Origin of the sequence: Rhizobium sp. N621, assembly GCF_001664325.1 — a bacterium.
GTDB classification, from domain to species: domain Bacteria; phylum Pseudomonadota; class Alphaproteobacteria; order Rhizobiales; family Rhizobiaceae; genus Rhizobium; species Rhizobium esperanzae.
In genome coordinates this window covers 298589-323098 of record NZ_CP013499.1, presented here as the reverse complement: position 1 = coordinate 323098, position 24510 = coordinate 298589, and the positions used below count along the sequence as shown (strand labels likewise).

General features: G+C 59.9%; 19 protein-coding genes and 3 pseudogenes. 14 read left to right on the top strand and 8 right to left on the bottom strand.

Going from position 1 to position 24510, the window contains the following annotated elements; all coding sequences use genetic code 11:
• Positions 1 to 129: 129 nt before the first annotated feature.
• From AMK00_RS28595 to AMK00_RS28575, 5 genes are all read right to left on the bottom strand, one after another.
• Positions 130 to 483 carry an ArsR/SmtB family transcription factor gene (locus AMK00_RS28595; RefSeq protein ID WP_064807491.1) on the bottom strand — a complete coding sequence of 118 codons (354 nt, stop codon included), beginning with the start codon at positions 481 to 483 and terminating at the stop codon, positions 130 to 132.
• 183 nt (positions 484 to 666) lie between these two features.
• On the bottom strand, positions 667 to 1359 hold the full coding sequence (locus tag AMK00_RS28590; protein ID WP_064812572.1) for a response regulator transcription factor: 693 nt from the start codon (positions 1357 to 1359) through the stop codon (positions 667 to 669).
• A gap of 1 nt (position 1360) precedes the next feature.
• Positions 1361 to 1738, bottom strand: a complete 378-nt coding sequence (locus AMK00_RS28585) for a response regulator (RefSeq protein WP_064812570.1) — start codon at positions 1736 to 1738, stop codon at positions 1361 to 1363.
• A gap of 2 nt (positions 1739 to 1740) precedes the next feature.
• Positions 1741 to 2382, bottom strand: a complete 642-nt coding sequence (locus AMK00_RS28580) for a response regulator transcription factor (protein WP_064812568.1) — start codon at positions 2380 to 2382, stop codon at positions 1741 to 1743.
• Positions 2379 to 6017 carry a PAS domain-containing protein gene (locus tag AMK00_RS28575; protein ID WP_064812566.1) on the bottom strand — a complete coding sequence of 1213 codons (3639 nt, stop codon included), beginning with the start codon at positions 6015 to 6017 and terminating at the stop codon, positions 2379 to 2381. Before AMK00_RS28575 ends, AMK00_RS28580 begins: the two co-directional genes overlap by 4 nt.
• Before the next feature lie 336 nt (positions 6018 to 6353).
• On the opposite strand from AMK00_RS28575, the gene AMK00_RS28570 reads away from it, so the two are divergent.
• From AMK00_RS28570 to AMK00_RS28560, 3 genes and pseudogenes are all read left to right on the top strand, one after another.
• Positions 6354 to 7106, top strand: coding sequence for an SDR family oxidoreductase (locus AMK00_RS28570; protein ID WP_064813187.1), 753 nt, complete (start codon positions 6354 to 6356; stop codon positions 7104 to 7106).
• Between the two features lie 75 nt (positions 7107 to 7181).
• A pseudogene (locus AMK00_RS28565) lies at positions 7182 to 7418 on the top strand (AbrB/MazE/SpoVT family DNA-binding domain-containing protein).
• Positions 7415 to 7755: pseudogene (locus tag AMK00_RS28560) on the top strand (type II toxin-antitoxin system VapC family toxin). The pseudogenes AMK00_RS28565 and AMK00_RS28560 overlap by 4 nt, the downstream one beginning before the upstream one ends.
• Positions 7756 to 7879: 124 nt before the next feature.
• On the opposite strand, the gene AMK00_RS28555 reads toward AMK00_RS28560, so the two are convergent.
• On the bottom strand, positions 7880 to 8983 hold the full coding sequence (locus AMK00_RS28555; RefSeq protein WP_064812564.1) for a LacI family DNA-binding transcriptional regulator: 1104 nt from the start codon (positions 8981 to 8983) through the stop codon (positions 7880 to 7882).
• 327 nt (positions 8984 to 9310) lie between these two features.
• Here AMK00_RS28555 and AMK00_RS28550 point away from each other — a divergent pair, with 327 nt between their 5' ends.
• From AMK00_RS28550 to AMK00_RS28515, 8 genes are all read left to right on the top strand, one after another.
• On the top strand, positions 9311 to 10273 hold the full coding sequence (locus AMK00_RS28550) for a sugar-binding protein (RefSeq protein ID WP_011428525.1): 963 nt from the start codon (positions 9311 to 9313) through the stop codon (positions 10271 to 10273).
• Positions 10274 to 10348: 75 nt separating this feature from the next.
• A complete protein-coding gene (locus AMK00_RS28545; RefSeq protein WP_064812562.1) occupies positions 10349 to 11890 on the top strand; it encodes a sugar ABC transporter ATP-binding protein in 1542 nt (513 codons plus the stop codon).
• A 43-nt stretch (positions 11891 to 11933) separates the two neighbouring features.
• Entirely contained in the window at positions 11934 to 12959 is a 1026-nt protein-coding gene (locus AMK00_RS28540) for an ABC transporter permease (RefSeq protein WP_064812560.1), read from the top strand.
• Between the two features lie 949 nt (positions 12960 to 13908).
• The gene (locus tag AMK00_RS28535) at positions 13909 to 14694 is read left to right on the top strand and encodes a PhzF family phenazine biosynthesis protein (protein WP_064812558.1); all 786 of its coding nucleotides are present in this window, start codon (positions 13909 to 13911) and stop codon (positions 14692 to 14694) included.
• 530 nt (positions 14695 to 15224) lie between these two features.
• On the top strand, positions 15225 to 16349 hold the full coding sequence (locus AMK00_RS28530) for a sugar ABC transporter substrate-binding protein (RefSeq protein WP_064812556.1): 1125 nt from the start codon (positions 15225 to 15227) through the stop codon (positions 16347 to 16349).
• A gap of 82 nt (positions 16350 to 16431) precedes the next feature.
• The gene (locus AMK00_RS28525; protein WP_064812555.1) at positions 16432 to 17985 is read left to right on the top strand and encodes a sugar ABC transporter ATP-binding protein; all 1554 of its coding nucleotides are present in this window, start codon (positions 16432 to 16434) and stop codon (positions 17983 to 17985) included.
• Complete coding sequence (locus AMK00_RS28520) at positions 17982 to 18962, top strand: ABC transporter permease (protein ID WP_064812554.1); 981 nt, start codon at positions 17982 to 17984, stop codon at positions 18960 to 18962. Before AMK00_RS28525 ends, AMK00_RS28520 begins: the two co-directional genes overlap by 4 nt.
• Entirely contained in the window at positions 18959 to 19948 is a 990-nt protein-coding gene (locus AMK00_RS28515) for an ABC transporter permease (protein WP_123876266.1), read from the top strand. The genes AMK00_RS28520 and AMK00_RS28515 overlap by 4 nt, the downstream gene beginning before the upstream one ends.
• A 26-nt stretch (positions 19949 to 19974) precedes the next feature.
• Here the strand turns inward: AMK00_RS28515 and AMK00_RS31660 are convergent, their stop codons facing one another.
• Together AMK00_RS31660 and AMK00_RS33355 are read right to left on the bottom strand one after the other, a co-directional pair.
• The gene (locus tag AMK00_RS31660; protein WP_237350542.1) at positions 19975 to 20268 is read right to left on the bottom strand and encodes a 3-oxoacyl-[acyl-carrier-protein] synthase III C-terminal domain-containing protein; all 294 of its coding nucleotides are present in this window, start codon (positions 20266 to 20268) and stop codon (positions 19975 to 19977) included.
• 70 nt (positions 20269 to 20338) lie between these two features.
• Positions 20339 to 20523: pseudogene (locus AMK00_RS33355) on the bottom strand (nucleotidyltransferase); the annotation flags it as partial.
• A 307-nt stretch (positions 20524 to 20830) separates the two neighbouring features.
• Here AMK00_RS33355 and repA point away from each other — a divergent pair.
• The 3 genes from repA to repC all read left to right on the top strand — a co-directional run bounded on the left by repA (position 20831) and on the right by repC (position 24489).
• Positions 20831 to 22024 (top strand): plasmid partitioning protein RepA, encoded by a 1194-nt coding sequence (gene repA / locus AMK00_RS28505; protein WP_064812551.1) that lies wholly within the window; start codon positions 20831 to 20833, stop codon positions 22022 to 22024.
• Position 22025: 1 nt separating this feature from the next.
• A complete protein-coding gene (gene repB, locus AMK00_RS28500; RefSeq protein WP_064812550.1) occupies positions 22026 to 23027 on the top strand; it encodes a plasmid partitioning protein RepB in 1002 nt (333 codons plus the stop codon).
• A gap of 157 nt (positions 23028 to 23184) precedes the next feature.
• A complete protein-coding gene (gene repC / locus AMK00_RS28495) occupies positions 23185 to 24489 on the top strand; it encodes a plasmid replication protein RepC (RefSeq protein ID WP_064812549.1) in 1305 nt (434 codons plus the stop codon).
• The last annotated feature ends 21 nt before the right edge of the window (positions 24490 to 24510 follow it).

Genomic DNA, 24510 nt, shown 5'->3' with positions numbered 1-24510 from the left:
CAATGAAGGCGTAATCACACTGTCGTCTAGGAGGCATATATCAAACGTACATCAGCGATCGATGCCGAGGCATGTCAGCAGATTGGGAGACCAATCATGAGCGGCAAGATCAGCGTTCCGCCAATGGCGTTAGGTGCCCACGGCTCGGGCACGTTCTGCCGCCGTACGACGATGCGATCCGAAGATGTCAGCGAGCGTATCGAGCATTGCCCTGACCCCGTCAGATTGAAGTGAATAGTAGATCGTCTGCGCAGCCCTTCGTGTTTGCACGAGTTCCTGGTCTCGAAGAATTGCCAGATGCTGAGACGTCGAAGATTGGCTCAACCCCACTTCGTCAGCCAGGACGGTTACGGACATTTCTCCTTCGGTCAACAGATGCAGAATGTGAAGCCGTTTGGCATTCCCCATGGCCGACAGGAAGTTTGCTTCGTTGTCGAAGGCATTGGTTTTAGGGGAAGGCGCGACTGACGATTGATTGTTCAAGGCGAGATCTCCTTTGGGGAACCAAAGCCGGGTACGATGTCATATCCCCGAACTTTAATTTAGAGATAACGCAAGCGTGCGGGGCCGAAACCCATTACCGGCGCCGCATCCTCTTTTTTGGCGTGAATCGGATACGGCGTGCATCAAATGGACAGCCGGCGTTCCTGGCTCCTTGATTAAAAGCTAACGCGCCCCAACCTGACGCATCTGTGCCGGCAATGTTTCCCAGGCCCGGATCAGTTCGCCGATCGAGGCGGCCTCCATCTTGTGCATGACATTGCTGCGATGCAGCTTGACCGTCACCTCGCTGATGCCAAGGTCGAAGGCGATCTGCTTGTTGAGGCGCCCGCGTGCCACTTCGTGCAGAACCTCGCGCTCGCGCTGCGTCAGCGTCTCCAGCCGTTCGATATTGCGATTGGCGATCGCCGCTTCCGCTCGTCGTTCGCCGTCCATGACGATGGCTGCTGTCACGGCATCGAGCAGCGTCTGGTCCCGCGCCGGCTTGGTGAGGAAGTCCACGGCGCCGGCTTTCATCGCCTGGACGGTCATCGGGATATCGCCATGGCCGGTCAGGAAGATGATCGGCTTGGCAATGCCGTTCTCGGCCAGATGGCTCTGCAGGTGGAGACCGCTTGCCCCCGGCATGCGCACATCGAGGATCAGGCAGCCGGGTCTGTCCAATATATCCGCGTCGAGCAGGTCGCGGGTCGAAGCAAAGCTGACCGGCTGAAAACCAGCCGACAGGATCAGCTCCGACAGCGCCTCGCGAATGGAGGCGTCGTCGTCCACGATCATGACGAGCGGCTGATCCTCTTCACGTTCACGCTGCGCTGACAAAGGCGCCGATCTACGAACGAACGGCTGGTCAACCCTCATGTCACCCTCCATCTCTCGATTTGTGCAAGGCATTGGCGATGGCCGCGATCAGGGCCTGGGCATCGAATGGCTTGCGGAAGAATCCGCCGGCGCCTTGAGCGCGGCCCTGATCCGCGATCTCGTGACGGCCCGTGATCAGGAAAACCGGCAGCTCCGGACGGGATTTCCTGACGAGATCACGAAGTTCGAAGCCGTCTATGCCGGGCATTCCGATGTCGGTGATGAGCAGATCCAGGTCCGACAGCCCGTTGACGAGCAGCGAGCCTGCCGACGAGAAGCCGCGGGCGACATAGCCCGCCGATTCCAGAAGGTCGCTCATCGATTCAAGGAGTCTTGGATCGTCATCGACAATCGCCACGACATGTCTTGTCTTGTTCATGTTCAATTCCCTCCCACGCGGCGCGAGTGGGTTATCGGTATTTCCAGTTTCTCCGCGATGCGCACGAGGTCGGCGAGCGATGCCGCCGCCATCTTCTGCATCACGTTTCTTCTGTGGATCTGCAGCGTGACTTCGCTGATCCCCAGTTCCGCCGCCGCCTGCTTGTTGAGGAGGCCGCTGACGACGAGCGGCAACACCTCACGTTCGCGCGGTGTCAGGTCGAGATAGTGTTGTCTCAGCATGCCGAGTTCGGCGCGCTCGGCCCTCTTTTCCCGATCCTGGGCGATCGCCGCCTGGATTGCCGCCATAAGGTGCTCATCGCTGAACGGCTTGGTGAGAAAATCCACCGCGCCGCGCTTGATGGCGCGCACGGAGGAGGGGATGTCCCCATGTCCGGTGATGAAGACGATCGGCGGATGATCGCCGTCGGCGATCTGCCTCTGCAGGTCGAGGCCGTTGATATCGGGCAGTTCGATATCGAGGATAAGGCAGGCGGGAACATCCGGCTTGTCCGCTTGCACATAGTCGCGGGCCGACTCGAAGGCGATGGCGCGTATGCCATGCGAGTCCAGCAGCTCGCCGAGCGCTTCCCGGATACGTTCATCGTCATCGACGATGAAGACAATATGATCGTCCGCCGTCATGACGCCGCCTTTGTTTCAATGGGCAATGTGAAGATCAACGTCGCTCCGTGCGGATTGTTCTTCTCTGCCCACAATCGTCCGCCATGCAGCTCGACGATCGAGCGGCAGATCGCCAGCCCCATGCCCATGCCGTTTTCCTTGGTCGTGAAGAAAGGCTCGAACATCTTCTCGGGGAATTCGATTCCCTCGCCGCGGTCGCTGATTTCGGTCGGGATGGCATTTCCCACATGACGCACACGCATCTCGATCACCCTGTCGCCGGCAATGGCGTCCATCGCCTCGATGCCGTTGCGGATGAGATTGATCAGAACTTGCTGGATTTGGACGCGATCGATGGCGATGAGCGGAAGGTTGCCATCGACCTCCACCTCCATGCGGGCGCGACGGCGCGCCATCTCGTCGGCCATGAGGTTACGCGCTTCGTTGACGATGCCCGAAAGCGCCGTTTGTACCCTCCTGTCTGCGGATTGTTTGAACAGGGCGCGGATGCGGCTGACGACATCCGCGGCCGAATTGGCGTCGCGGATAATGCGCTCGACCGTCCGCTGCGCTCGCTCAAGATTCGGCGGTTCGGCCATCAGCCAGCGCTGGCAGGCATGCGAGTTGGCGACGACGGCTGCGAGCGGCTGGTTCACCTCATGGGCGATGGAGGCCGAGAGTTCGGCAAGGCTTGCCACCTGACTCGACCTTGCAAGGCCCTCTCGCGCCTGACGGAGATCTTCCTCTGCCCGAACTTCGGCGTCGATATCGAGGCAGATGACATTCCACTGGACGATCACGCCTTCGGCATTGCGCATCGGCGCAGCCCGCGTCTCGACCCAGCGATATTCGCCATCGAACCGCCGCAGACGATGCCGGCGCGCATAGGGCTCGCCGGTGCGCAATGAATGGGCATAGTTCTCTTTGACACTCGCCAAGTCGTCGGGATGAACGCCGGCATCGAGTGTGCCGTCCAGCCGGGTTTTTCCCGTTCCATCAAGCTCTTCGAGCTTATATCCGAGGAAGTCGCGCAGTTGAGGGTTGCGGTATACCGGTTCTCCATCCGGAGCCGCACAATCGATCATCGCAGGCAGTGTTTCGACGATCTGCCAGAGCGACCGTTCCCTCTCGCGCAACTCCTCCTCGATGCGCAGTTGATCGTCTATGTCATGCGTCAGGCCGTACCATTGAATGATCCGCCCGCTTTCGTCCCTCAGCGGCTCCGCGCTGCCTCTGACCCAGCGGTAGATGCCATCGGCGCGCCGCAGGCGATACTGTTTGGAGAAGCGCTCGCCGGTGGCGAAGGAATGCCTCAGCGCCTCGCCAAGGCTTTCCGCATCGTCGGGATGGATGGCGGCTTTAATGATGGCGGACAATCGGTTCGTGCCCGGTTTGCCTGTGTCTGCAATATCGGGACCGAGAAAATTGATCAGCCGCTTATTAAAGAAGGTCGGCTCCCCCTCCGCATTCAGGCGCCAGAGAAGGCTCGGCACGATATCGACGAGCTGCGATAACTCCCGTTCCCGCTCACGCAGAGCCTGTTGCGCGCGCACCTCGTCATCGATGTCGATCGCAGCCGCGTACCATTGCACGATCGCTCCATTCTGATCCCGCAACGGCTCGGCTCGGCCTTCCATCCAGCGATATTCGCCGTCCGCCCGACGCCGGCGATATCGTATTGTATAGGGCTCCCCGGTCGCAAGCGCGCGCGCGAGCACCTCTCTCATGCGGGGTCCATCCTCGGGATGCACGGTCGCCCCGATGATGGCCGCCGAGCGGCTGATATCAGGCTTGTCCCAGGCTGCGACATCATCCACCCCGATGGATTGCAGTGTACGCCTGCTGAAGAACGTCGGTTCGCCGTTGGGCGCCATGCGGGCAATGTGAACCGGGACCATGTCCACGAGCTGCGAGAGCTCGCGCTCGCGGTCACGCAAGGCCTCCAGCGCACGCACCTCTTCGTCGACGTCGAGAGAAACCCCGTACCACTGCACGACGTTTCCATCATCATCGCGCCGCGGTTCCACTCTGCATTCGGCCCAGCGGTAGACGCCGTCCTGTTCGAGCCAGCGAAACCGCATCACCGTACCGCCGCCGGTTTCGAAGCAGTTCCGCAGCGTATGCTGAACCTCGGGGGCATCCTCGGGATGGATCAGCTGCTGCAGCAGATCTTCGATGCTGGGCTCGCCGATCGCTTCGAATTCGGCAATGACGGCGCGGAAGTGATCCTGGTAGCGTTTGTTGAAGTAGATCGACCTGCCCGCCGGCTCCACGCTCCACACGCGGACCGGAACGGCGTCGATCATCTGCTGAAGCTGCCGTTCGCTTTGTCTGACCGCCTCTTCGGCATGGACCTGATCGTCAATGTCATGGCAAAGCCCGTACCATTGGAGGATGTTGCCGGCCTGATCCCTCAGCGGCTCGGCGCGGCTCGACATCCATCGATAAACACCGTCAGCACGGCGCAGCCGGTAGCGCATGGCGAAGGTCTCGCCGGTGACGAGGCAATGGCTGAGCGCCGTGCTGAATTCGGCCGCATCATCGGGGTGAACGATGGCCTGAAAAAGCGCTTCCAGCCGGCTCATATCCGGCTTGTCGGAGTCCCCTACGTCAAGGCCGAGGAAATCGACCATACGCTTGTTGAAGAAGGTCGGTTCGCCCTCGCGCGTCAGCCGCCAGACATGGCTCGGCACCATGTCCACGAGCTGCGACAGTTCCCGTTCCCTTTCGCTGAGCGCTTCCACGCTCTGACGCAACGAAAGCACCGCCAGCTGATGCTGACGCGATATGGCGGCGACGATCAGCGCTGAGAATGCCGAGATCGCCAGAAAAAGCTGCAGCATGACCTGATTGTGTCTTTGGGACTCCGGATCGCCGGCAAACTGGCTGGCTCCGGTTATCGTGAAGACGGCGGTGATCAGGGCGAGGAGGGCGAGCGACACCGCCGCTCCCTTGAATTCGAAGCGGACCGCGGCCCAGAGAAGAGGCGGCATGATGATATAGGCGAAGGGGAGATAGCCACTCAGCGAAAGCGTGGCGACGCCGAGAAAGATCAGCGCCAGGACGGCTGCTTCCACCCATTGCCCGATAGAAAGCTGGGTCTTGCCGCGCCAGCTGTGGAACAGAACCAGCGCCAGCGGCGCCACGATCAGGACACCGGTCGCGTCTCCGATCCACCATAAGGGCCAAGCCGTCAGGAAGGATTGCGACTGGATGCTGAACCAGGCAAGCGTGGCGCTTCCGATGGTCGCGCTGACGGTTGGCGCAATTCCGGCGCTGATGACGACGAATGCGGTCACTTCCTGCAGAGTTTCGAGCCGAACAGGGAACTTTAAAGTCCGGTTGACGAGCCATGCCGCGACCATCGCTTCGAGAGCGTTGCCGACATAGATCAGGAAGGCCGCAGCTTGCGGACTATGGAACCACAGTACATTGCTGAACATCTCCGCCAGGCAGCCCGCCAGTATCCACCATGGCCAGCTGGGTCGGGAGGCGAGGATGAGGGTCGCGATGAACAGCCCGGCCGGAGGCCAGATGGAAATACCGGTTCCCGGCACCACCGCGAGCGACTGGGCGAAGCCGCAGGCGAGCACATAGGCGAGGAAGAAAAGCGCCAGACGCAGGAATGGGGGGCGGTGAGACCAGGCGCTTTCCATCCCTCGCTCGGGCCGGACAGGCAAAGTCGGGGAATCGTCAGCATGTCCTGCAGCAGTTGTTTTCCATTTCGGGGCCGGCGCGCTCATATTGGAACCGTAATCTTGCCGCACCACAACCGCAACTCATGGAAACCCATGCATTGCGCGGGAATGGAGCCGATTTTTCGGCCCCTGGCGTAGCCTTCTGTGTTTCCGATGAGGCATCCTAAACTTTGGGCTGGCTTCGCTATGCCCTGCGTCTCGGACGTTCGACCTCAGGCATGATGGAAGGCGCTCGGCGTTTTGGTCATTCTCCGTCCGCGCAAGCACGAGGACGATGCAACAGAGGAGGCCGAGATGAAAATCGTGGTAGCGGGAGCAAGCGGCCTTATCGGAACGCAACTGGCGGCGGATCTGCGGCGCTCGGGCCACGACGTCGCGGCCGCATCGCTGTCGCTCGGCATCGATACGGTGACCGGCAAGGGCCTGGAAGCGGCAATGACAGGTGCCGAAGTCGTTGTCGATGTGACCAATGCCGCCTCCTTCGGCGATAATTCGGCGTTCGATTTCTTCAAGGCATCGACGAAGAACCTGCTCGCAGCCGCGGCGGAAGCCCGCGTCCGGCATTATCTCGCGCTTTCCGTCGTTGGCACGCCGCGCCTGGTCGAAAGCGATTATTTCCGCGCGAAAGCGGTGCAGGAAAATCTCATTCGGGCCTCGGCCCGTCCCTACACGATTCTCCGCTCGACGCAGTTCTACGAATTCATCAACGGCGTGATCGACATCGGCGCCGAGGGCAACGTCGTTCGTTTGCCTCCGGCCTCCGCGAGGCCGGTCGCGGCTCATGAAGTCGCGGCACTCCTGGCGGAACTGGCGACAGGAGATCCCTTGGGCAACATCATCGAGATCGGCGGCCCCGAACAGTTCGGCATCGATGAAATCGCCCGGATCTATCTCGCCGCGAACGAAGACCAGCGACAGGTGATCGCCGATCCTTCCACCTCGTATTTCGGCGTCGAACTCACCGGTGACGTGTTGCTGCCTCATGTCGGCGCGCGCGTGGCGACCCAGAAGCTCTCCGAATGGCTCTACCGGTCGATGGCGGCTTAGCGGCCATCTTGAATTTTGCCGAATGAATGAAGTAATACCTTCTTCTTGGAGAGTATTACACAGAAGGCGTTCGCTATGGCCGCGACCATTGCTGCGAAAGGGCAGGTGACCATTCCGAAGCCTGTACGGGACATGCTTGCTTGGCATCGTTCCTGGCAGCCAGGTCGATTTTCATCGTGCTGCCGACGGCAGTGTGGTTCTGACGCGCGCCGACAAGAAACGGCCGGCGAGCCGCTTCGAGAAGCTGCGCGGCCAGCCGGCAAGGGCCTCGATACCGATGCTATCATGGCTTTGACGCGCGGGAAAACGTGACCTTCGTTGATACCAATGTGCTCCTGGACCTCGTAACTGACCATCCGGAATGGGCGGACTGGTCTATTGCCCAGCTCGAAGCCGCGAGTATCGAGGCCCTGGAGGCCTTTGTGGAACAGGCTGCCCTCGAGATGGTGCCGATGCCGAACCCCGCCTTGTTTCTTGCGGCAAGGTTTTCACGCAATATCGCAAAGCAGGCGGGACGCGCACCGGCGTATTTCCCGATTTCTTTATCGGCGCTCATGCCGCCGTGCAGCAGCTGCCGCTCCTGACGCGAGATGTCGGCCGCTATAGCAGCTATTTCCCCTCGCTGCAATTGATAGCGCCCGGTTTGTGAGGGTTCGGCGAATGGCGGGGTCACACCAAACGTTGATCCTGTTCTAATGATAGTTAGAGCATGATGCGTCCGAGACAGGCACCATGCTTCAGCCCGTGTCACGCCCGCCGGGCTTTTCTCGTGCCTATCTCGGCGCTTGCGCGCCATCGAAGATATGCCGCGCCTTGGCCCTTGGCGCAGCGACGGAATGACGATTGACCAGCGAACATTCGAGCTTCGTAATTGGATAGCGCTTGCCGGGCATGGTCTGCTGGTTGAGATGTTCAATCGCCCACTGACCCATGGCGAGGTGCGGAAGGACCGAAGTGGTCAGTGCCGGTACCAGATGTCTCGAAATTTCTTCGTCGTCGTAACCGACCACCGACATGTCCTGGGGAATGCGAAGGCCAGCATCTTTGAGCGCTTCGTAGCATCCCACGGCAGTGCGATCGTTCTGGCAGAAAATCGCGGTCGGGGGTTCCTGCAAGGCAAGCAATTGCATCGTAGCGGCGTAGCCGGCACCGGCCGACCAGTCGCCTTCAACGACTAATTCCGGATCGAAGGGTATATCGGCGGTCGCCAGTGCACGGCGGTATCCCGTCAGCCGGTCTTGTGCAGCCTGCATCCAGATTTCACCAGTTATCGTCCCTATGCGATGGTGGCCGTGCGCGATCAGATGCCGGGTGGAGCTCTGGCCTCCGGCGATTTCGCTTGGCACCACGGCTGGAAAGGCATGATCCGCCGTGTAGCAGTTCAACAATACCGTCGGGATGTTGAGTTCACAGACATAAGAAGGGAGTTGGACCTCTCTGGTATAGATTGTCATGTATATGAGTGCGGATATGCCCCCGTTCGTCAGGGCCCTGATTGCTTTTGGCTCCATGACGGGATCACCGAGCGTTTGGGTAACCAACAGCACGTTGCCCGTATTCCACGACGCTTGGCGGGCGCCCTCGATCGCGACGATCGCTTCCGGGCTGGTAGCGAGCTGATCCACGGCGAAACCAATCACGTTGTCCAGGCCCGAATAAGAGGCCTTCATGGTATAGCTTGTTCCCATGTAGCCGAGGGCGCGCGCCGCCTCCAATACGCGGTCGCGGGTCTGCTGTGAGATGCGGGTGCCGGGCGTGTCGTTGAGCACGAAGGAAACAGCAGCCTGTGAGCAGCCGGCCGCTGCGGCAATGTCCATCATGGTCACGCGGGCGGGCTTATCCATTTCAGGATTCTTTCGGGTCTTAGGCTTTCGCATTCGGGGGAATGATCTCCGGATCTTGGAAGAAGTTGCAATTTAGGTAATTAATATTAGCATTTATCCGGAAGTGCTGGCAATTGCGCGAGCGCCTGCAATGCTTGCCAATCCTCGCCGAAAAACTTCATTCTCACTGTTCCGCGATGAATTGTTTTGATGCGCATTGATAATACTATTTACTAAATAAGATTCTTGTATACCGTCAGGGGGCGATCGGAACCTATGCCACTCGTCGCTTTTTGCGGCGGCCCTGGGAGGGGGCGCGCATTCGGCCGGCCGTAATTCGCAAACGGGCCCATGCGACTGCGGCCCCTCGGGAGGTATATTATGAAACAGCTGAAACGGAATGCAGCCTTGTTCCTTGCCGGGCTGATACTGAGCGCGGCGCCGATTGCAGTATCCGATGCCGCCGACAAACCGACTCTTGCTTTCGTCGTCAACGGAGCGTCCGACTTCTGGAAAGCTGCGGAAGCGGGCGTGAAGAAGGCCCAGGCCGAATTGCCAGATTACCAACTGGAGCTGAAGTACCCTGAGCAGGCATCGGTAGCCATCCAGCAGCGCCTGATGGAAGACCTGGTCAGTGCTGGGGTCAAGGGGATCATGGTTTCCGCAGTCGATCCCAAGACTCAGACCGAGGGCTTGAACAAGATCGGCTCACAAACAGCTCTCTTCACGACCGACAGCGACGCGCCGCAGACCAACCGCGTCGCTTATATCGGCTCATCCAATATCGACGCCGGTCTGCAGGCGGCCGAAATCGCGAAGAAGGCAATGCCGGATGGCGGCAAGTGCATCGGTTTTGTCGGGCTCCTCGGAGCCGATAATGCCAAGGAACGCATTCAGGGCATGAAGGATGGGCTTAAGGGCACGAAGATCGAGCTGACAGATGTGCGCGGCGACGATATCGACCAGACACGCGCAAAAAAGAATGTCGAGGATGCGCTGGTGGCCAGCCCGGACGTGACCTGCATGGTCGGCTTCTACTCCTATAACACGCCACGCATCTATGAGGCGCTACGCGACGCCGGAAAACTTGGTCAGATCACTGTCGTCGGCTTTGACGACGATCCGATCACGCTCGGCGGCGTCAAGGAAGGCACGGTCGCGGCAACCGTCGTGCAGCAGCCGTTCGAATGGGCTTATCAGGGGATGAAGCTGATGGCCGCCTACCTCAAAGGCGACAAATCAGGTGTTCCCAGCAACGGCTTGATCATCATTCCGACGGTGATCATCGGCAAGGATGACGTCGACAAATATGCCGCTAACCTGAAGGCCATGGCTGGAAAGTAATTCTCTTTCGCGGCGGGGGTACTCCCCGCCGCGAAGGACGTTTCATGCCGCAGCACCCGCAGTCATGGACAGGCAATGAATCATAGCTCAGACATCCCGCCACCGGACGCGCCTGCAACGCCGTTCCTTTCGCTTTCCGGCGTTGGTAAGACTTTTCCAGGCGTCGTAGCGCTTGAGGGGTTGTCGCTCGACATCGTGCCGGGAGAGGTCATCGGCTTGGTTGGCGAGAACGGGGCCGGGAAATCGACGCTGATGAATATTCTTGGCGGTGTGATCGCGCCGGACCGGGGGGCGATCCTGCTCGACGGCGTAGAACTTCGCCACCTCACTGTGGAGTCGAGCATCGCCTCCGGCATCGCTTTCGTGCATCAAGAACTCAACCTCTTTGACAATCTCGACGTCGCCGCCAATATCTTCCTGGGCCGTGAACCGTTGAAAGCGGGACCTTTCAAGTTTGTCGATCGCGCTCGGCTTCGAGAGATGGTGACCCCGCTCTTGAAGCGCGTAGGAGCACATTTTTCCGCCGACACACCCGTTGCGTTGCTTTCCCTTGCCGAGCAACAGATGGTGGAAATCGCCAAGGCGCTGTCCATCAAGGCTCGGCTTGTCATCTTCGACGAACCCACGTCCAGCCTGCCGCTTGCCGAAACCGAGCGGCTGCTGAACATCATCAAATCGCTTAAAGCGGATGGTATCAGTGTGATCTTCATCTCGCACCGTCTCCACGAGGTTGAGCGCGTAGCCGACCGGGTGGTCGTCTTGCGCGATGGCGCGCTCGTGGGTACGCTCGCAAAGAAGGACATTGGCCATGATCAGATGGTCAAGCTGATGATCGGCCGGTTGCTCGCGGCCCGGACGGCAAAACCGCAGCGTTCGCCAGGCCCGGTCGCATTGAAGGTAAGCGGCGTGCGCACCGAGGCCTATCCCAGCCGCCCCGTTGACCTGGAAATCAGGTACGGAGAAATCCTAGGGCTTGCAGGCCTCGTCGGGTCTGGCCGCACCGAGCTTGCAAGGGTACTCTTCGGCATCGACCGGAGTTACGGCGGAGCCATTCTGCAGGACGGACGCCAAATTGCGATCGGTTCTGCCCGAGACGCTGTCGCCCGCGGCATCTTTCTGGTGCCGGAGGATCGCAAGCGCAATGGCATTCTTCTAGATCTTCCGATCGCCCAGAACATCACGCTTGCCGATCTTCCCAGGATTTCCAGCCGCTTCATGGTCTCCGCTGAACGGGAGATCGAGGCCGCTGAAAAGCAGCGTGTTCGTCTGGGGATCAAGGCGCCCTCCGTTTCGACGCGAACCGGCACTCTGTCCGGCGGCAACCAGCAGAAGGTGGTTCTGGCCAAATGGTTGTCGATGAGCCCGAGGGTAATGATCTTCGATGAGCCGACACGCGGCATCGATATCGGCGCGAAGAACGAAATCTATGGCCTGATGCGAGCGCTTGCCGATGCCGGTGTCGCGATCCTGATGATCTCCAGCGACATGGAAGAGGTGATTGGCGTTTCTGACCGCATCGCCGTCATGCACGAGGGTCAGATTGCCGGCATTCTCGAAGAGGACGAATTCAGCCAGGAAAACGTCCTTTTGCTTGCCGTCGGCAAAAGCGTAAAATAGCGGCTGCGGCCATTATGAATTGGTATCGGGGGATGGGTCTCGAATGATCAAGAAAGATCTTGGACTGCTGCTTTTGATCGTCGTTGTCGGCGTCGTCGTCGCCATCATCAACCCGCGCTTCCTGCTGCCGATCAACCTTGCGAACACCGCCAATCTGATCGGTCTGTTCGGCATCCTGTCGATGGGCCAGGCCTTTGTCATCATTACGGGCGGTATCGAGCTTTCGGTGGGCTCGCTCGTAGCGCTTCTTGGCGTACTGTTCGTCGATTTCATTGCGGTACAATATATGCCCTGGACGTTGGCACTGCCGCTCGTTCTCCTGCTCGGCGCAGTCATAGGGGCCGTCCACGGTTGGCTCATCACCCGGCTCAACTTGCAGCCATTCGTCGTCACCCTCTGCGGCCTCCTGATCTATCGCGGGGCTGCGCGCTTCTATACGGCCGACGGAACGGCGGGATTTGCTTTCGGCCAGAATTTTCCGGAGCTTGAGTTTCTGACCGCGGGGCGGCTCTATGGCATTCCGAGCACCTTCATTGCTATGGTCGTCATTGCCGTGGCCATGTGGCTGGTGCTTCATCGCTCTGTGTTCGGCCGTTATCTTTACGCGATTGGAAAGAACGAAGAGGCTGCTCGCTATTCAGGTATCCGGACCGACCGTTTGGTTATGACGGCCTATGTCATCTGCGGACTGCTTACGGCGCTTTCGGCGATCTATTTCGCCATGTACACGCGGTCGATCTCGCCGGCGAGCCATGGCCAGTTCTACGAGCTCTACGCGATCGCCGCCGCCGTGCTCGGCGGCTTTTCACTCCGCGGCGGTGAGGGATCGATCGTCGGGGTCGTGCTGGGTACGGTCCTGCTGCAAGAGCTGCAAAACCTTGTGAACCTGCTCGGCATTCCCTCGTCGCTGAACTTCGCCGTCATGGGTGGCGTGATTCTCATCGGCGTCCTGATCGACCAACAATGGCATTCGATCCGCGCAAGGCGACGTCTCGTCTCCGCCGCACGACAGGCTGAATCCCGCCATCCGAATGACGGGACCTTGCCACTCGTTGCGAACAGGGATTAGGCAGGCTAGTCGAGTTTTTACTGCTGCTCGTCGAGGTGAGCGTGACCGAAATTAGAGGACATTGTCGCGCCTTCCAGATCGATGATCGCCTGCCAATTTTCCTCAAGAAATCCGCTCGTCCCTCCGCGAGCGACAACGTTCGTGAAACGACCTTGACCGCAAACACAGACCCGAAACACACATAAAAGGCGGGTCAGATCTCGTTGGAAATACTGGTCAGTTCTCAGTGGAAACCAACGGACCCTCCTTTATCCCTACTCCTTTTGAATTATCGAAAGCGTCGGGCCGCGCGGAGCGTGGCTTTGGGAGCAGACCGGGAAACTTACCTCCGCACGACCCAACTCTGGGATGGGGTGGATCGCTAAGAGAAAGGGCATTGTGCGATCTGAACGTTACTTGCTTTCTCTCGCGATCCGGTGAGTTAACTTTATTGTACCAACGCGGTTCCGATACAATGCCAAAAAAAGCCCCGCCGAAGCGGGGCGAGTCTTGACAACGGATCGCACAGGAGGAACACCCGTGCTTCCTGTTACTTCAACGAAAGAGGGACTGACTAGGTTCCACTGCGGTGGTGAACATAGTTTAACTCATCTTGGCAAGTGTTATTTGCTTCGCCAGGGAGGTTCTGACTGGATACGCAGCAACATTGCTAAAACCTCCCTGGCGTCCTCTCGACAAGGATGAAGAAAATCTATCTTGAATCTTAGCCATAGAAAGACGGACTAAAGTCGCACTATGGGGCGCCGTGATTTGTAGTGCGGTTCCAGTAGATGCCAAACAAAAAAGCCCCGCATTCTCGCGGGGGTGAACACCATGGGGTTATTTTACGGCATTATGGAGCAAGTGCCACAAAGCATCGACGTGTTCCTTGAAATTGTCACGGCGACAACAAGCGAATTGACTGCTGGTCAATCAGCGGCTGTCTGGGAGCAAATGAACGGAGACCTTAATGTTGGTACAGATTTTCCAGGTAGACGCCTTTACGCGGCGGCGCTTTGGCGGCAATCCGGCTGCCGTGATGATCCTCGAAAGCTTCCTCGATGATGCGTGTCTGCAGGACATCGCCGCCGAGAATAATCTCGCAGAGACCGCATTCCTGGTTCGTGACGGCGCCGACTATCGTTTGCGTTGGTTCACGCCGACCGTTGAGGTGCCTCTATGCGGCCATGCCACGCTCGCAAGCGCTGCTGTGGTTCTTGAGCGGCTTGAGCCGCGTCGGGAGGTCGTAACCTTTCATTCCGCGAGCGGCCCGCTCGTCGTTTCCCGTTCGGGGGACAGCTACGTCATGGACTTTCCGGCTCGGCCCATGCTTGCCACTTCCACGCCCGAGGCGCTGACCGCGGCGATCGGGCAGAACCCGACCGAGACTTTGGTGGATCAGCATAACTATCTCGCGGTCCTGGAAACTGCCGAACAGGTTCGGAAACTGGCCCCGGATCTCGGGGTAGTCACCCTTCTTGGTCGGGCTGGTCTGATTGTCACCGCACCGGGCGACGATGGTTATGACTGCGTCAGCCGCTATTTCGCCCCCGCCAAAGGCATTCCTGAAGATCCGGTCACGGGCGGAGCGCATTGTGCGCTCACGCCCTATTGGGCAAACCGGCTCGGCAAAACCAGCCTACGCGCATTCCAGGCCTCCGCGCGTGGTGGTGAGCTACGTTGCCGTACTCTAGGCGAGCGCGTCGAGCTTGAGGGTTCTTGCGTCTTCTACCTCGAAGGCCAGGCAGAAATTTGATGCTGCCATTCGAACCGCTAGTGTTTTCAGCAGCGCCGACATAGTTGCGGCATTATGTAGCAAGTGCCACGGTAGCATCAGCCCTTCGCTTGGATATTGTGGCAGCTGCTCCATAATGTCGCTATTTGCTAGCAGCTTTGGGCGACTTAGGTGCCTTCGAGCCCGCTCGAGGCAGGGCATCGGACAATTTCGTTGCTGCGACAAGCTCCAGTGCCACGGCATCGTGTGAAGTCAATTCGCGGCGGCAAAAGAGCAGCTTCAGGACAGGCCCCAGCGACCCTATCTGCTCCGGTTGAGCCTGAGAATCCGCGTTAATCAGGTCATTGCGTGCTTCTTTACAATCATGATTGGCAGCGCTACCATCGGCTGCGTGACGCCCTCGGGAGGAGCCCATCCGGCGTCATTTGGATAGCGTGTCGACATGCATTGCCGGACCGGCAACCGACTGCAGAACAAACTGCAGCGGACAGTCGATGATTCCGACACCCATTCGATGCCGATCCGAACATGGCAACAAATGGGAGGATTCGATGTACAAGACATTGGTCGGCGGCCTTCTCGCCGCGGCTGTATTTACGCTTTCCCACTCCACGGCTCTTGCCCTACCGGAAATTGTCAGCGGGCCTGCGGCCGACCCTGACTGCTTCGTGCCGTGGACGGCGGATACCAAGTTCTTCAAATTTCCCAAGAAAGACGGACCGTATCGCATCGCGCTCGCCAATGGGTATATCGCCAACACCTGGCGCATTCAGATGATCCAGACGGCGAAAGCCTATGCCGCTCAGCCGGATGTCGCCGCCAAACTTAAGGAGTTCAAGGTCGTTTCCACCGGTGAAGACGTGCCGGCGCAGATTTCGGCGATCAACAACTTCATCGATTCCGGTTACGACGCCATCGTCGTCAATGCCCAGAATCCGACGGCATTCGGACCCGTCATCAAGCGCGCCAAGCAGGCCGGCGTTGTCCTGGTCGCCTTCGACAATATTCTGGATACGCAAGACGCAATCAACGTCAACGTCGATCAGAAGGGCCTCGGCGTGTTGTGGGCGAACTGGCTAGCAAAGCACCTGCCTGACGGCGGCAAAGTTCTCGAGGTGCGCGGGGTTGCCGGAACGTCAGTCGATACCGACCGCCACAACGGCATACACGAAACCCTGGATGCCACGGGCAAGAAGTGGGATGTGGTCGAAGTACTAGGCAAGTGGGACGACCCAACGGCACAGAAGGCCACCGCCGACGCGATAGCCGTGCACAAGAAGTTCGATGGCATCACCGCGCAAGGCGGCGATACCGGCGTCGTGCAGGCAATGATCGATGCCAAACATCCATTCGTGCCGTTCGGTGGCGAAACCGAGAACGGCTTCCGTAAGTTCTGCGCCAAATATGCTGGCGAGGGCCTGAAATGCTCCTCGGCCGGCACCGGGCCTGCCCAGGTGGCAGTTGCAATCAAGACGGCGATCGCAGCACTTGAAGGGCAGGTCGTGCCGCAGTCCATCAAGCTGCCGCTGGCAATCGTCGAAGACCCGAACTTCAAGGAGGGCCAGGACTACTATCCGGATCAGTCGGACAATTTCTTCGTCGGCAACGCTTTTCCGACCTGCGGCATCAATTTCACCGCACAGGAGATCATGGGGCAGTCGAAGGAAAACCAATAGGCCGGGGTCCAACCGGATCGCTTGAGCGGCGTGCCGCGGCTCTGCCCGCGGCGCGCGAGAAACACCTGCCCCGAGGACATTCATGACGGTAACAGAAAAAACGGCGGCAACCCCGCTCTTTGAGATGAGCGGTGTATCGAAGCGTTACGGCGGCGTGCATGCGTTGGAAAACGCCAAACTCGCCGTGGAAGCCGGGAAAATCCACGCCATTCTCGGCGAGAACGGGGCGGGCAAATCCACGCTGATCAAGATCATGGCCGGCGTCGTCGCGCCGGATGAAGGCCGCATGCTGCTCAACGGACATCCGGTGACCTTCCGCTCTCCGGCCGAGGCTTCCGCCGCCGGCGTCACCTGCGTATTTCAGGAACTCTCGCTGATCCCGGACCTCAGCGTTGCTGACAACATCTCTATCGCCGCTCCGCCGCGCCGTTTCGGCCTGATTGACCGGAAGGCGCAACGCGTCATCGCCGAGGAGATGCTCGCGCGGGCAGGCGCCAGCGACATTCATCCGCGCGAGCTGGTCAAGGACCTGCCGCTCTCGCGCCGACAACTGGTGGAGATCGCCAAGGCGCTTGCCTGGAAACCGCGCATTCTCATTCTTGACGAAGGAACGTCGGCACTGACGGCAGCCGATGTCGCCGAGGTCTTCTCCGTTTTGCGGCGGCTGAGGTCCGAAGGGCTGGCACTCCTTTACATTTCTCATCGCATGCAGGAGATCGCCGAATTGGCGGATCAATGCACGGTCTTGCGCAACGGCCGCAATGTGGCGAGTTTCCCGGCAGCCACGCGCAGCGATGGCGAGATCGTCGAAATGATGATCGGACGGGAATACAGCCGCGCTTTTCCGCCGAAACCGGAACGGGTTGCGAAGGATGAAGTTCGTCCGGTCCTGGAATGCCGCAAGCTCGGCTGGGCGGATACGCTGCACGACATTTCACTCACTGTCGGTCGTGGTGAAGTCGTCGGCCTTGGAGGCCTGGATGGACAAGGGCAGCGCGAGCTGCTGCTTGCGCTCTTTGGCGTCCTGCGCGGGACCACAGGTTCCGTCCTTGTCGACGGCAAGGCGGTTACGCTCACAAGCCCGGCAGCGGCAAAATCCGGACAGATCGGCATGGCGCTCATCCCCGAGGACCGCAAGACGGAAGGCTTGATGCTGCCGATGACGGTCCGGGAAAATCTATCCTTTGCGGTACTGGACCGGGTGTCCAGAGCGTGGGTGATAGATCAGGAAAAGGAAGAACGGCTGATCGAGGAGATGGTACAGCTACTGGCGATCAAGACGGCAGGTCTCGACATTCCGGTAGGAGCGCTCTCCGGCGGCAACCAACAGAAGGTCGTCATCGCCAAGTGGCTGATGCGCAAGCCGCGGATCATTCTGCTCAACGATCCGACACGCGGCATCGATGTCGGCACCAAGCAGGAGATCTATCAGTTGCTGCGACGCTTGGCCGAAGCGGGAGCAGCCATTCTCTTTTATTCGACGGATTACGGCGAGTTGATCGGCTGCTGCGATCGCGTTCTCGTCTTCTACAACGGCAGCATCAGACGCGAATTGAAGGGCGACGGCATCACCGAGCATGCGCTGGTGGCGAGCGCACTGAATGTCGGCAGCGAGAATGTGGGGAGCGCGGCATGACGGAGTGGCGTTACCGGTTGGGCGAACGGCGCGGCACGCTGATGGCAGCCGGCATATTCCTCGTCATGTTTGCAATCTACGTCTCCAATCATCCCGCCGGACTGACGGCCAACGTCGTCCAGACCGCGGCGAACAAGGGCGTGCTGCTTGCCTTCGTCGCGATGGCTCAGACGTTGGTGGTGATCACCGCCGGCATCGACCTCTCGGTCGGCATGATCTTCATCCTGACCAATGCGCTGGCCTCCTGGCTCGTGCTCGGCTCGCCGCTTGAAACTGCTCTTGGGGTGATGGCCGTCCTGGCAACCGGTCTTGCCTGCGGCGCGCTCAACGGCCTGATCGTCATCTATGGACGGTTGCAGCCGATCGTTGCCACGATCGCCACCGGCGCTGTGTTCTTCGGCATTGCCCTCCTGCTGCGACCCTTTCCCGGCGGATCGGTCAACGAGGAACTGGCCGACGTCATGACCGGCAAGGTCTTCGACCTCTTGCCGGCCAGCCTTGTCGCTCTCATCGCCGTCGTTCTCGTCATATGGGTACCGTTCAGCCGCTCCCTGATCGGGCGGGCAGCCTATGCCTCCGGTTCATCGGAGATCGCGGCTTATATGTCCGGCCTGCCCATCCGCCGCGCGAAATTTACCGCCTATGCGCTCGCCGGTCTTCTTGCGTCGATTGGCGGGCTTTTCCTCACCTTCTTCACCTTCACCGGCGAGGCAGCCTTTGCGAGCGGCAATGCCTATACGCTGTTCTCAATCGCTTCGGTGGTCCTCGGCGGCGTATCCCTGTTCGGCGGCAAAGGCAGCGCGATCGGCGCAATCTTCGGAGCCCTCGCCTTCCGAACCATCGGCGACCTGCTCTTCGTCTTCGATTTCGATCCGCTGTGGCAGCCGCTGTTCCAGGGTGTGGTGCTGCTCGTCGCGGTGAGCCTTGGCGCGTTCGCATTGTTCCGTGTGCGCAATCGCCTGGAATGGTTCGGATGAACAACCTAATGCGAGAACACTCAGTGACCCGGCTTTCCAAGTTCATGCATCGGCTGGACCCGGCCATCGCCACCGCCTTCGCCTGCATTTTCCTGCTGCTCATCATCGGCAGTTTCTATTCGGCGAGTTTCCTGTCGCCAGAATATCTCCTGCAGCAGTTGAAGGTCGCATCCTTTCTTGGCGTGATCGCCACAGGCATGATGATCGTCGTGCTGCTCGGCCAGATCGATCTTTCCGTACCGTGGTCTGTCGCCGTCGGCGGAATGATGGCGTGCGCGGCTGCCGCTTACGGGCCACTCGGCGAGGCTCTGGCCATTCCCTTCGGCATTGCCTGCGGCATGGCGATCGGGCTCTCCAACGGGATCGGCGTCGCCTATTTGCGCATCCCCTCGATGATCATCACGCTGGCGACCAACGCCGTCGCGCAAGGACTGATGGTCGTCTATACTGGCGGCTTCTCACCACAGGATTCGGCAACATTTGCGATGCGCTATCTGGCAACCGGCTTCCTTCTGCCCGGGCTACCCAATGCCGTTCTCATCTGGGCGGTCGTCGGCGCTGCAACGGTCTTCGTCCTTAACCGCACGACATTCGGCCGGTCCGTCTATGGTATCGGCAATCGGGAGAGTGCCGCCTATCTTTCCGGTATCAATACCCGCCGGATCGTCATGATCGCCTTCATTGCCTCAGGGGCGCTGAGCGCCTTCGGCGGTGCGCTGCTTGCTGGCTATGCCTCGAAAGCGGCGCAATCCATGGGCGATGCTTATCTTCTGCCCTCGATCGCCGCCGTCGTCCTCGGCGGAACCTCCATTCTCGGGGGCAAGGGCTCCTATCTCGGCACCGTCGCCGGCGTGATCCTGATTACGCTGCTGCAATCGATCCTCTCCGTCATGCAGATGCCGGAGGCAGGGCGGCAGATCATCTACGGCATCGTCATCATCGCCATGCTTTTGCTTTACGGCCGCAGCCCAGCCAACCGGCAGTAGCGCGCCTGCGTTACTGCAACGCCGGATCAAAATCGCAGGACCACCGCCGCCCCGTCAGTCCGGCACCCGCCGAGCCAGAAGGAGCGTCTCTCCTGGAACAAACCGGCGCTCCTCATTGGCAATCGACAGCGACAGCGGAATGGTCGTGGCGGACGATTGCCGTAATCGCCGATCGTGTTCACCGTGTTCGCAGTCGGGATACCCAGCTTCTCGCACACAGCGCTGAAGATTCTAGTATTGGCCTGATGCGGGGCAAAGCGGCTGATAACCTCTACCGCAATTCGTGACTGGTCGAGTGCCCGCTTCGAGGTGACTGTCATCATTTCAACGGCCCGACTACTTCGTTCGGCAAGGCGGGCAATTCGGACCCAGCCCACACGAGACCCCGCTGTCGGAGAAGAAGTATTGTCCTTCTTTGAGGTAAGTATACACGCCTCGAGCCTGGAGTGGACAATGAAGCTTACCGGCGTCTCGATCGCGGTTTCGTGGATCAGGCGGTCGGCCGCCTTGGACCAGTATTCGGCGAATTCGCAGAGCTTGCCGTTGTTGCCGATTATCGGGAGATCGAACTCGTTGAAATCGTCTTCCAAAAGGAGAGTAGAGACACGATCGGGATATCCGGGCCACAGTGATCGGGGGAATGCTATTCTGAAGCTTCACGGGCTTTCAGCCCTACTTGAAATCCGACCGGCCTGCCAGTCGAATGTCGCCGTCGAGATGGCTGGCAAAGCCATGAAATCTATCTCGCTCCGTTCACCGTCTGGGATCTGAACAGTGCTGTTTAGTTAAGCGTTTGTAAAGTGCCAACGAATCGGGGCATATAGCAACTGCGCAACTGAAGCGCTTTCGTTAAAAATTGCGCAGTTACGTGGGAAAACCAATATGCAGCCGAGTCTTGCTCTCCAAGACGATCAAGAGCATCTCCCGTCGCTTCTGGCAACAGATGCGCAGGAGTTATCCTATCAACTTCAGCAGCATCAGGCCAAAATCTTTCCCCCGTTGTCGCAAAAGACGATCAGGACATTTTCGCCGGCGGAAGCCGCTGCCTTCATCGGCATCGGCGAAGGTTATCTCCGGCAGGTGGCGGCCGACGGCCATGGTCCGGATCCGCTGGCAAACGGACGACGGCTCTATAGCGCAACCGACATGGACCGGATCCGCCGCGTCCTCGACGAGCGGAACGGAACGCCGAAATATGTGCCGGCCCGCAGGCCGGGCGAAAAGCTCCAGATCGTCTCGGTGATGAATTTCAAGGGTGGCTCGGGCAAGACCACGACCGCGGCTCACTTCGCGCAATTCATGGCGCTCCGGGGCTACCGCGTACTCGCCGTCGATCTCGACCCGCAGGCTTCCTTGTCCGCGCTGTTCGGCCATCAGCCGGAGTTCGACGTCGGCGAGGGCGAAACGATCTACGGCGCGATCCGCTATGACGATCCGCGCCCGATTGCCGACATCGTGCGCGCCACCTATACGCCGAACCTGCATCTCATTCCCGGCAATCTAGAATTGATGGAATTCGAGCACGAGACGCCGAAGGCCATGGCATCGGGCACGGCGGAGACGATGTTCTTCGCCCGCATCGGCGAGGCGCTGACCGATATCGAAAGCTTCTATGACATCGTCGTTGTCGACTGCCCGCCGCAACTCGGCTTCCTGACGATGTCGGCGCTCTGCGCCGCGACCTCGGTGCTGATCACGGTTCACCCGCAGATGCTCGACGTCATGTCGATGTCGCAGTTCCTGACGATGACGAGCGAATTGATGTCTGTCGTCGAGAAGGCCGGCGGGCGCACCAGCTACGACTGGATGCGCTATCTGGTGACGCGGTTCGAGCCGAATGACGGGCCGCAGAGCCAGATGACCGGCTTCATGCGGGCGATCTTCGGCAATCGCATGCTCCACAATCCCATGGTGAAGTCGACGGCCGTTTCCGATGCCGGCGTTACCAAGCAGACCCTCTACGAAGTCGAGCGGTCGCAGTTCACACGCGGAACCTATGATCGGGCGCTGGAGTCGCTGAACCTCGTGAATGGTGAGATCGAAGCGCATATTCGCTCCACCTGGGGAAGGAGATAGGATGGCGCGCAAGAACCTCATCGAATTTTCCGCACCGAGCTCGGCAAGGGCGGAAGCGGTCGCGCCACGTGATAATCGCCCGATTGCCGGCTTCGTACCGCAGGAGCGCAGTGGCGGGCCGGTCGGCGGCATTACCAAGACGCTCGGCAACATCACCGAGAAGATGGAGCGTGCCAGCGAGCTGGAGCGGCAGCTTGCTGCTGGCCAGATGATTGTCGAGCTCGACCCCGGACTGATCGACGGGTCTTTCGTCAGCGACCGCCTAGCGATCGACGCGGCTGAACTCGCCGAGCTGGTGGAGCAGATCCGCGAGCATGGGCAGCAGGTCCCGATCCTCGTGCGTCCGCATCCGGAGGCCAAAGGCCGCTATCAGGTTGCCTATGGCCATCGGCGCCTCACGGCCGCGAGAGAGATCGGCATCAGGGTGCGCGCCGTCGTCCGCGATCTGACCGACGGCCAGCTGGTCGTCAGCCAGGGCCAGGAAAACAGCGCCCGCACCAATCTCTCCTATATCGAGCGCGCGCTCTTCGCGTCGCGGCTCGAGGAACGCGGCTTTGCCCGCGACGTCATCATGGCGGCGCTGAGCGTCGACAAGGCGGCGCTGTCGAGAATGCTGATCGTGATACGGCAGGTGCCCTTGGCGCTCATCAACGCCATAGGTGCTGCGCCTGATATCGGACGGCGGCGATGGTTGGAACTGGGCGAGCGGCTGGAAAACGCCGATGTCGACAAGATCATCGCGGAGTTGTCCGCGGACGACGCGCGCAGGATGTCGAGCGACGAACGATTTCACCGGGCATTCGTTTTGTCAACGAAGAGGGTCGCGGCGCCTAAGCCGGCAGTCGTCAAATCCGAGGTCAGCGGCGTGCCGGTGACCGTTAAGAAAACAGCGTCCGGCGCCACCTTTATCTTCGACGGCAAGAGCGCGCCCGGTTTCGATCAATTCGTCCAGGAACGGCTGCAGGGCCTGTTCCAGGAATTCAAAAAGCACAGAGGAGCGTAACGCGCAAAAGAAAAAGGCCCCCAACGACGACGCCGTCGTGGAAGCCCTTCTCAGATCTTAAGCACATCGAGAATCGCATTTCCACGAATCACAGTCAAGCGTCTTAGGCACCAAATTGGTGGACTGTTTTCTTTTGCCTGAACGAAGGTGAAGGCGAATGGAGAGTGGATATGTGACGACGCCCTTTGGTCGGCGGCCGATGTCGCTCGGCATGCTGGCAAGCCAGCAACTGGCCGAGACGATCGAGCCTGGAATGAGACGCAGCAAGTGGAAATTGTTCAGGGCGATCTGCGAAGCGCGGCCGGCGCTTGGCGTGACCGACCGGGCGTTGACGGTGCTCGATGCGCTGTTGACCTTCTATCCCCACGACGAAATTTCCGAGGAAAACGGCCTGATCGTCTTTCCCTCGAACGCGCAGCTTTCGCTTCGCGCCCGCGGAATGACGCCGGCAACGCTGCGGCGGCATCTTGCCGTGCTGGTTGAGGCCGGCCTGATCCTGCGCAAGGACAGCCCGAACGGAAAGCGTTATGCGCGCCGCGACAGGGAAGGGGAGATCGATGAGGCTTTCGGCTTCAGCGTCGCGCCACTGCTGGCGCGCGCGGTCGAAATCGAAAACCTGGCCGCCGAGGTGGTTGCCGACCGAGAGCTCATCCGGGCGACCAGGGAGCGCCTCACCGTGTGCCGGCGGGATATCTCGAAGCTGATCGCAGCAGCGATCGAGGAAGCTGTGCCTGGCGACTGGGAGCAGATGTCGCTGATGTTTCGCGATCTTGTTCGCAGGATTCCGCGTATCGCAGGGACCGAGGAATTGGCATCACTGCTCGACGAGATGGGGCTGCTGCGCGAAGAAGCCATCAACCTGCTGGAAAGACATATAAAATTACAAAAATTAGACGCCAATGAGTCTCAAACTGAGCGCCACAAACAGAATTCAAACCCCAACTCCATATCTGAACTTGAACCAGCCTTCGAAACGAAGCAGGGCGCGAAGCCGGTGGCCGACAACAGACCTGTCGCCGGGCCGCAAGACGAGCAAGGGCTGAAACATTCGGCATCTGCCGACGCAATGAGCGGCAGGAAATCCGGCGCGGCTGAACCGGCGGCGGGACATACGCTGAAATCCTTCCCGCTTGGTCTGGTTCTTCAGGCCTGCCCGCAAATTCTCGATTATGGGCCAGGCGGAACGATCGGCAACTGGCGCGACCTGATGTCGGCTGCGGTCGTTGTCCGCTCGATGCTCGGCGTCAGCCCCTCGGCCTATGAGGAAGCCTGCGCCGGCATGGGGCCGGAAAACGCCGCGACGGTGATCGCCTGCATTCTGGAAAGGGGCGGGCATATCAATTCGCCCGGCGGTTATCTCCGCGATCTCACCCGGAGGACCGAGAGAGGTGAATTTGCGATCGGCCCGATGCTGATGGCGCTGGTGCGCGCGAATGGTGGAGTGCGGCGCGACGCCGGCTGATGGACTTCGACTGGAGCGCAA

Bases quoted from the DNA above. Each gene is read 5' to 3' on its own strand.
- AMK00_RS28580 (WP_064812568.1), bottom strand. From the start codon at position 2,382: ATGACGGCGGACGATCATATTGTCTTCATCGTCGATGACGATGAACGT.
- AMK00_RS28555 (WP_064812564.1), bottom strand. From the start codon at position 8,983: ATGCGAAAGCCTAAGACCCGAAAGAATCCTGAAATGGATAAGCCCGCC.
- AMK00_RS28585 (WP_064812570.1), bottom strand. From the start codon at position 1,738: ATGAACAAGACAAGACATGTCGTGGCGATTGTCGATGACGATCCAAGA.
- AMK00_RS31660 (WP_237350542.1), bottom strand. From the start codon at position 20,268: ATGACAGTCACCTCGAAGCGGGCACTCGACCAGTCACGAATTGCGGTA.
- AMK00_RS28545 (WP_064812562.1), top strand. From the start codon at position 10,349: ATGAATCATAGCTCAGACATCCCGCCACCGGACGCGCCTGCAACGCCG.
- AMK00_RS28535 (WP_064812558.1), top strand. From the start codon at position 13,909: ATGTTGGTACAGATTTTCCAGGTAGACGCCTTTACGCGGCGGCGCTTT.
- AMK00_RS28530 (WP_064812556.1), top strand. From the start codon at position 15,225: ATGTACAAGACATTGGTCGGCGGCCTTCTCGCCGCGGCTGTATTTACG.
- AMK00_RS28570 (WP_064813187.1), top strand. From the start codon at position 6,354: ATGAAAATCGTGGTAGCGGGAGCAAGCGGCCTTATCGGAACGCAACTG.
- AMK00_RS28575 (WP_064812566.1), bottom strand. From the start codon at position 6,017: ATGGAAAGCGCCTGGTCTCACCGCCCCCCATTCCTGCGTCTGGCGCTT.
- AMK00_RS28515 (WP_123876266.1), top strand. From the start codon at position 18,959: ATGAACAACCTAATGCGAGAACACTCAGTGACCCGGCTTTCCAAGTTC.
- repB (WP_064812550.1), top strand. From the start codon at position 22,026: ATGGCGCGCAAGAACCTCATCGAATTTTCCGCACCGAGCTCGGCAAGG.
- AMK00_RS28525 (WP_064812555.1), top strand. From the start codon at position 16,432: ATGACGGTAACAGAAAAAACGGCGGCAACCCCGCTCTTTGAGATGAGC.
- repA (WP_064812551.1), top strand. From the start codon at position 20,831: ATGCAGCCGAGTCTTGCTCTCCAAGACGATCAAGAGCATCTCCCGTCG.
- AMK00_RS28590 (WP_064812572.1), bottom strand. From the start codon at position 1,359: ATGAGGGTTGACCAGCCGTTCGTTCGTAGATCGGCGCCTTTGTCAGCG.
- AMK00_RS28540 (WP_064812560.1), top strand. From the start codon at position 11,934: ATGATCAAGAAAGATCTTGGACTGCTGCTTTTGATCGTCGTTGTCGGC.
- AMK00_RS28520 (WP_064812554.1), top strand. From the start codon at position 17,982: ATGACGGAGTGGCGTTACCGGTTGGGCGAACGGCGCGGCACGCTGATG.
- repC (WP_064812549.1), top strand. From the start codon at position 23,185: ATGGAGAGTGGATATGTGACGACGCCCTTTGGTCGGCGGCCGATGTCG.
- AMK00_RS28550 (WP_011428525.1), top strand. From the start codon at position 9,311: ATGAAACAGCTGAAACGGAATGCAGCCTTGTTCCTTGCCGGGCTGATA.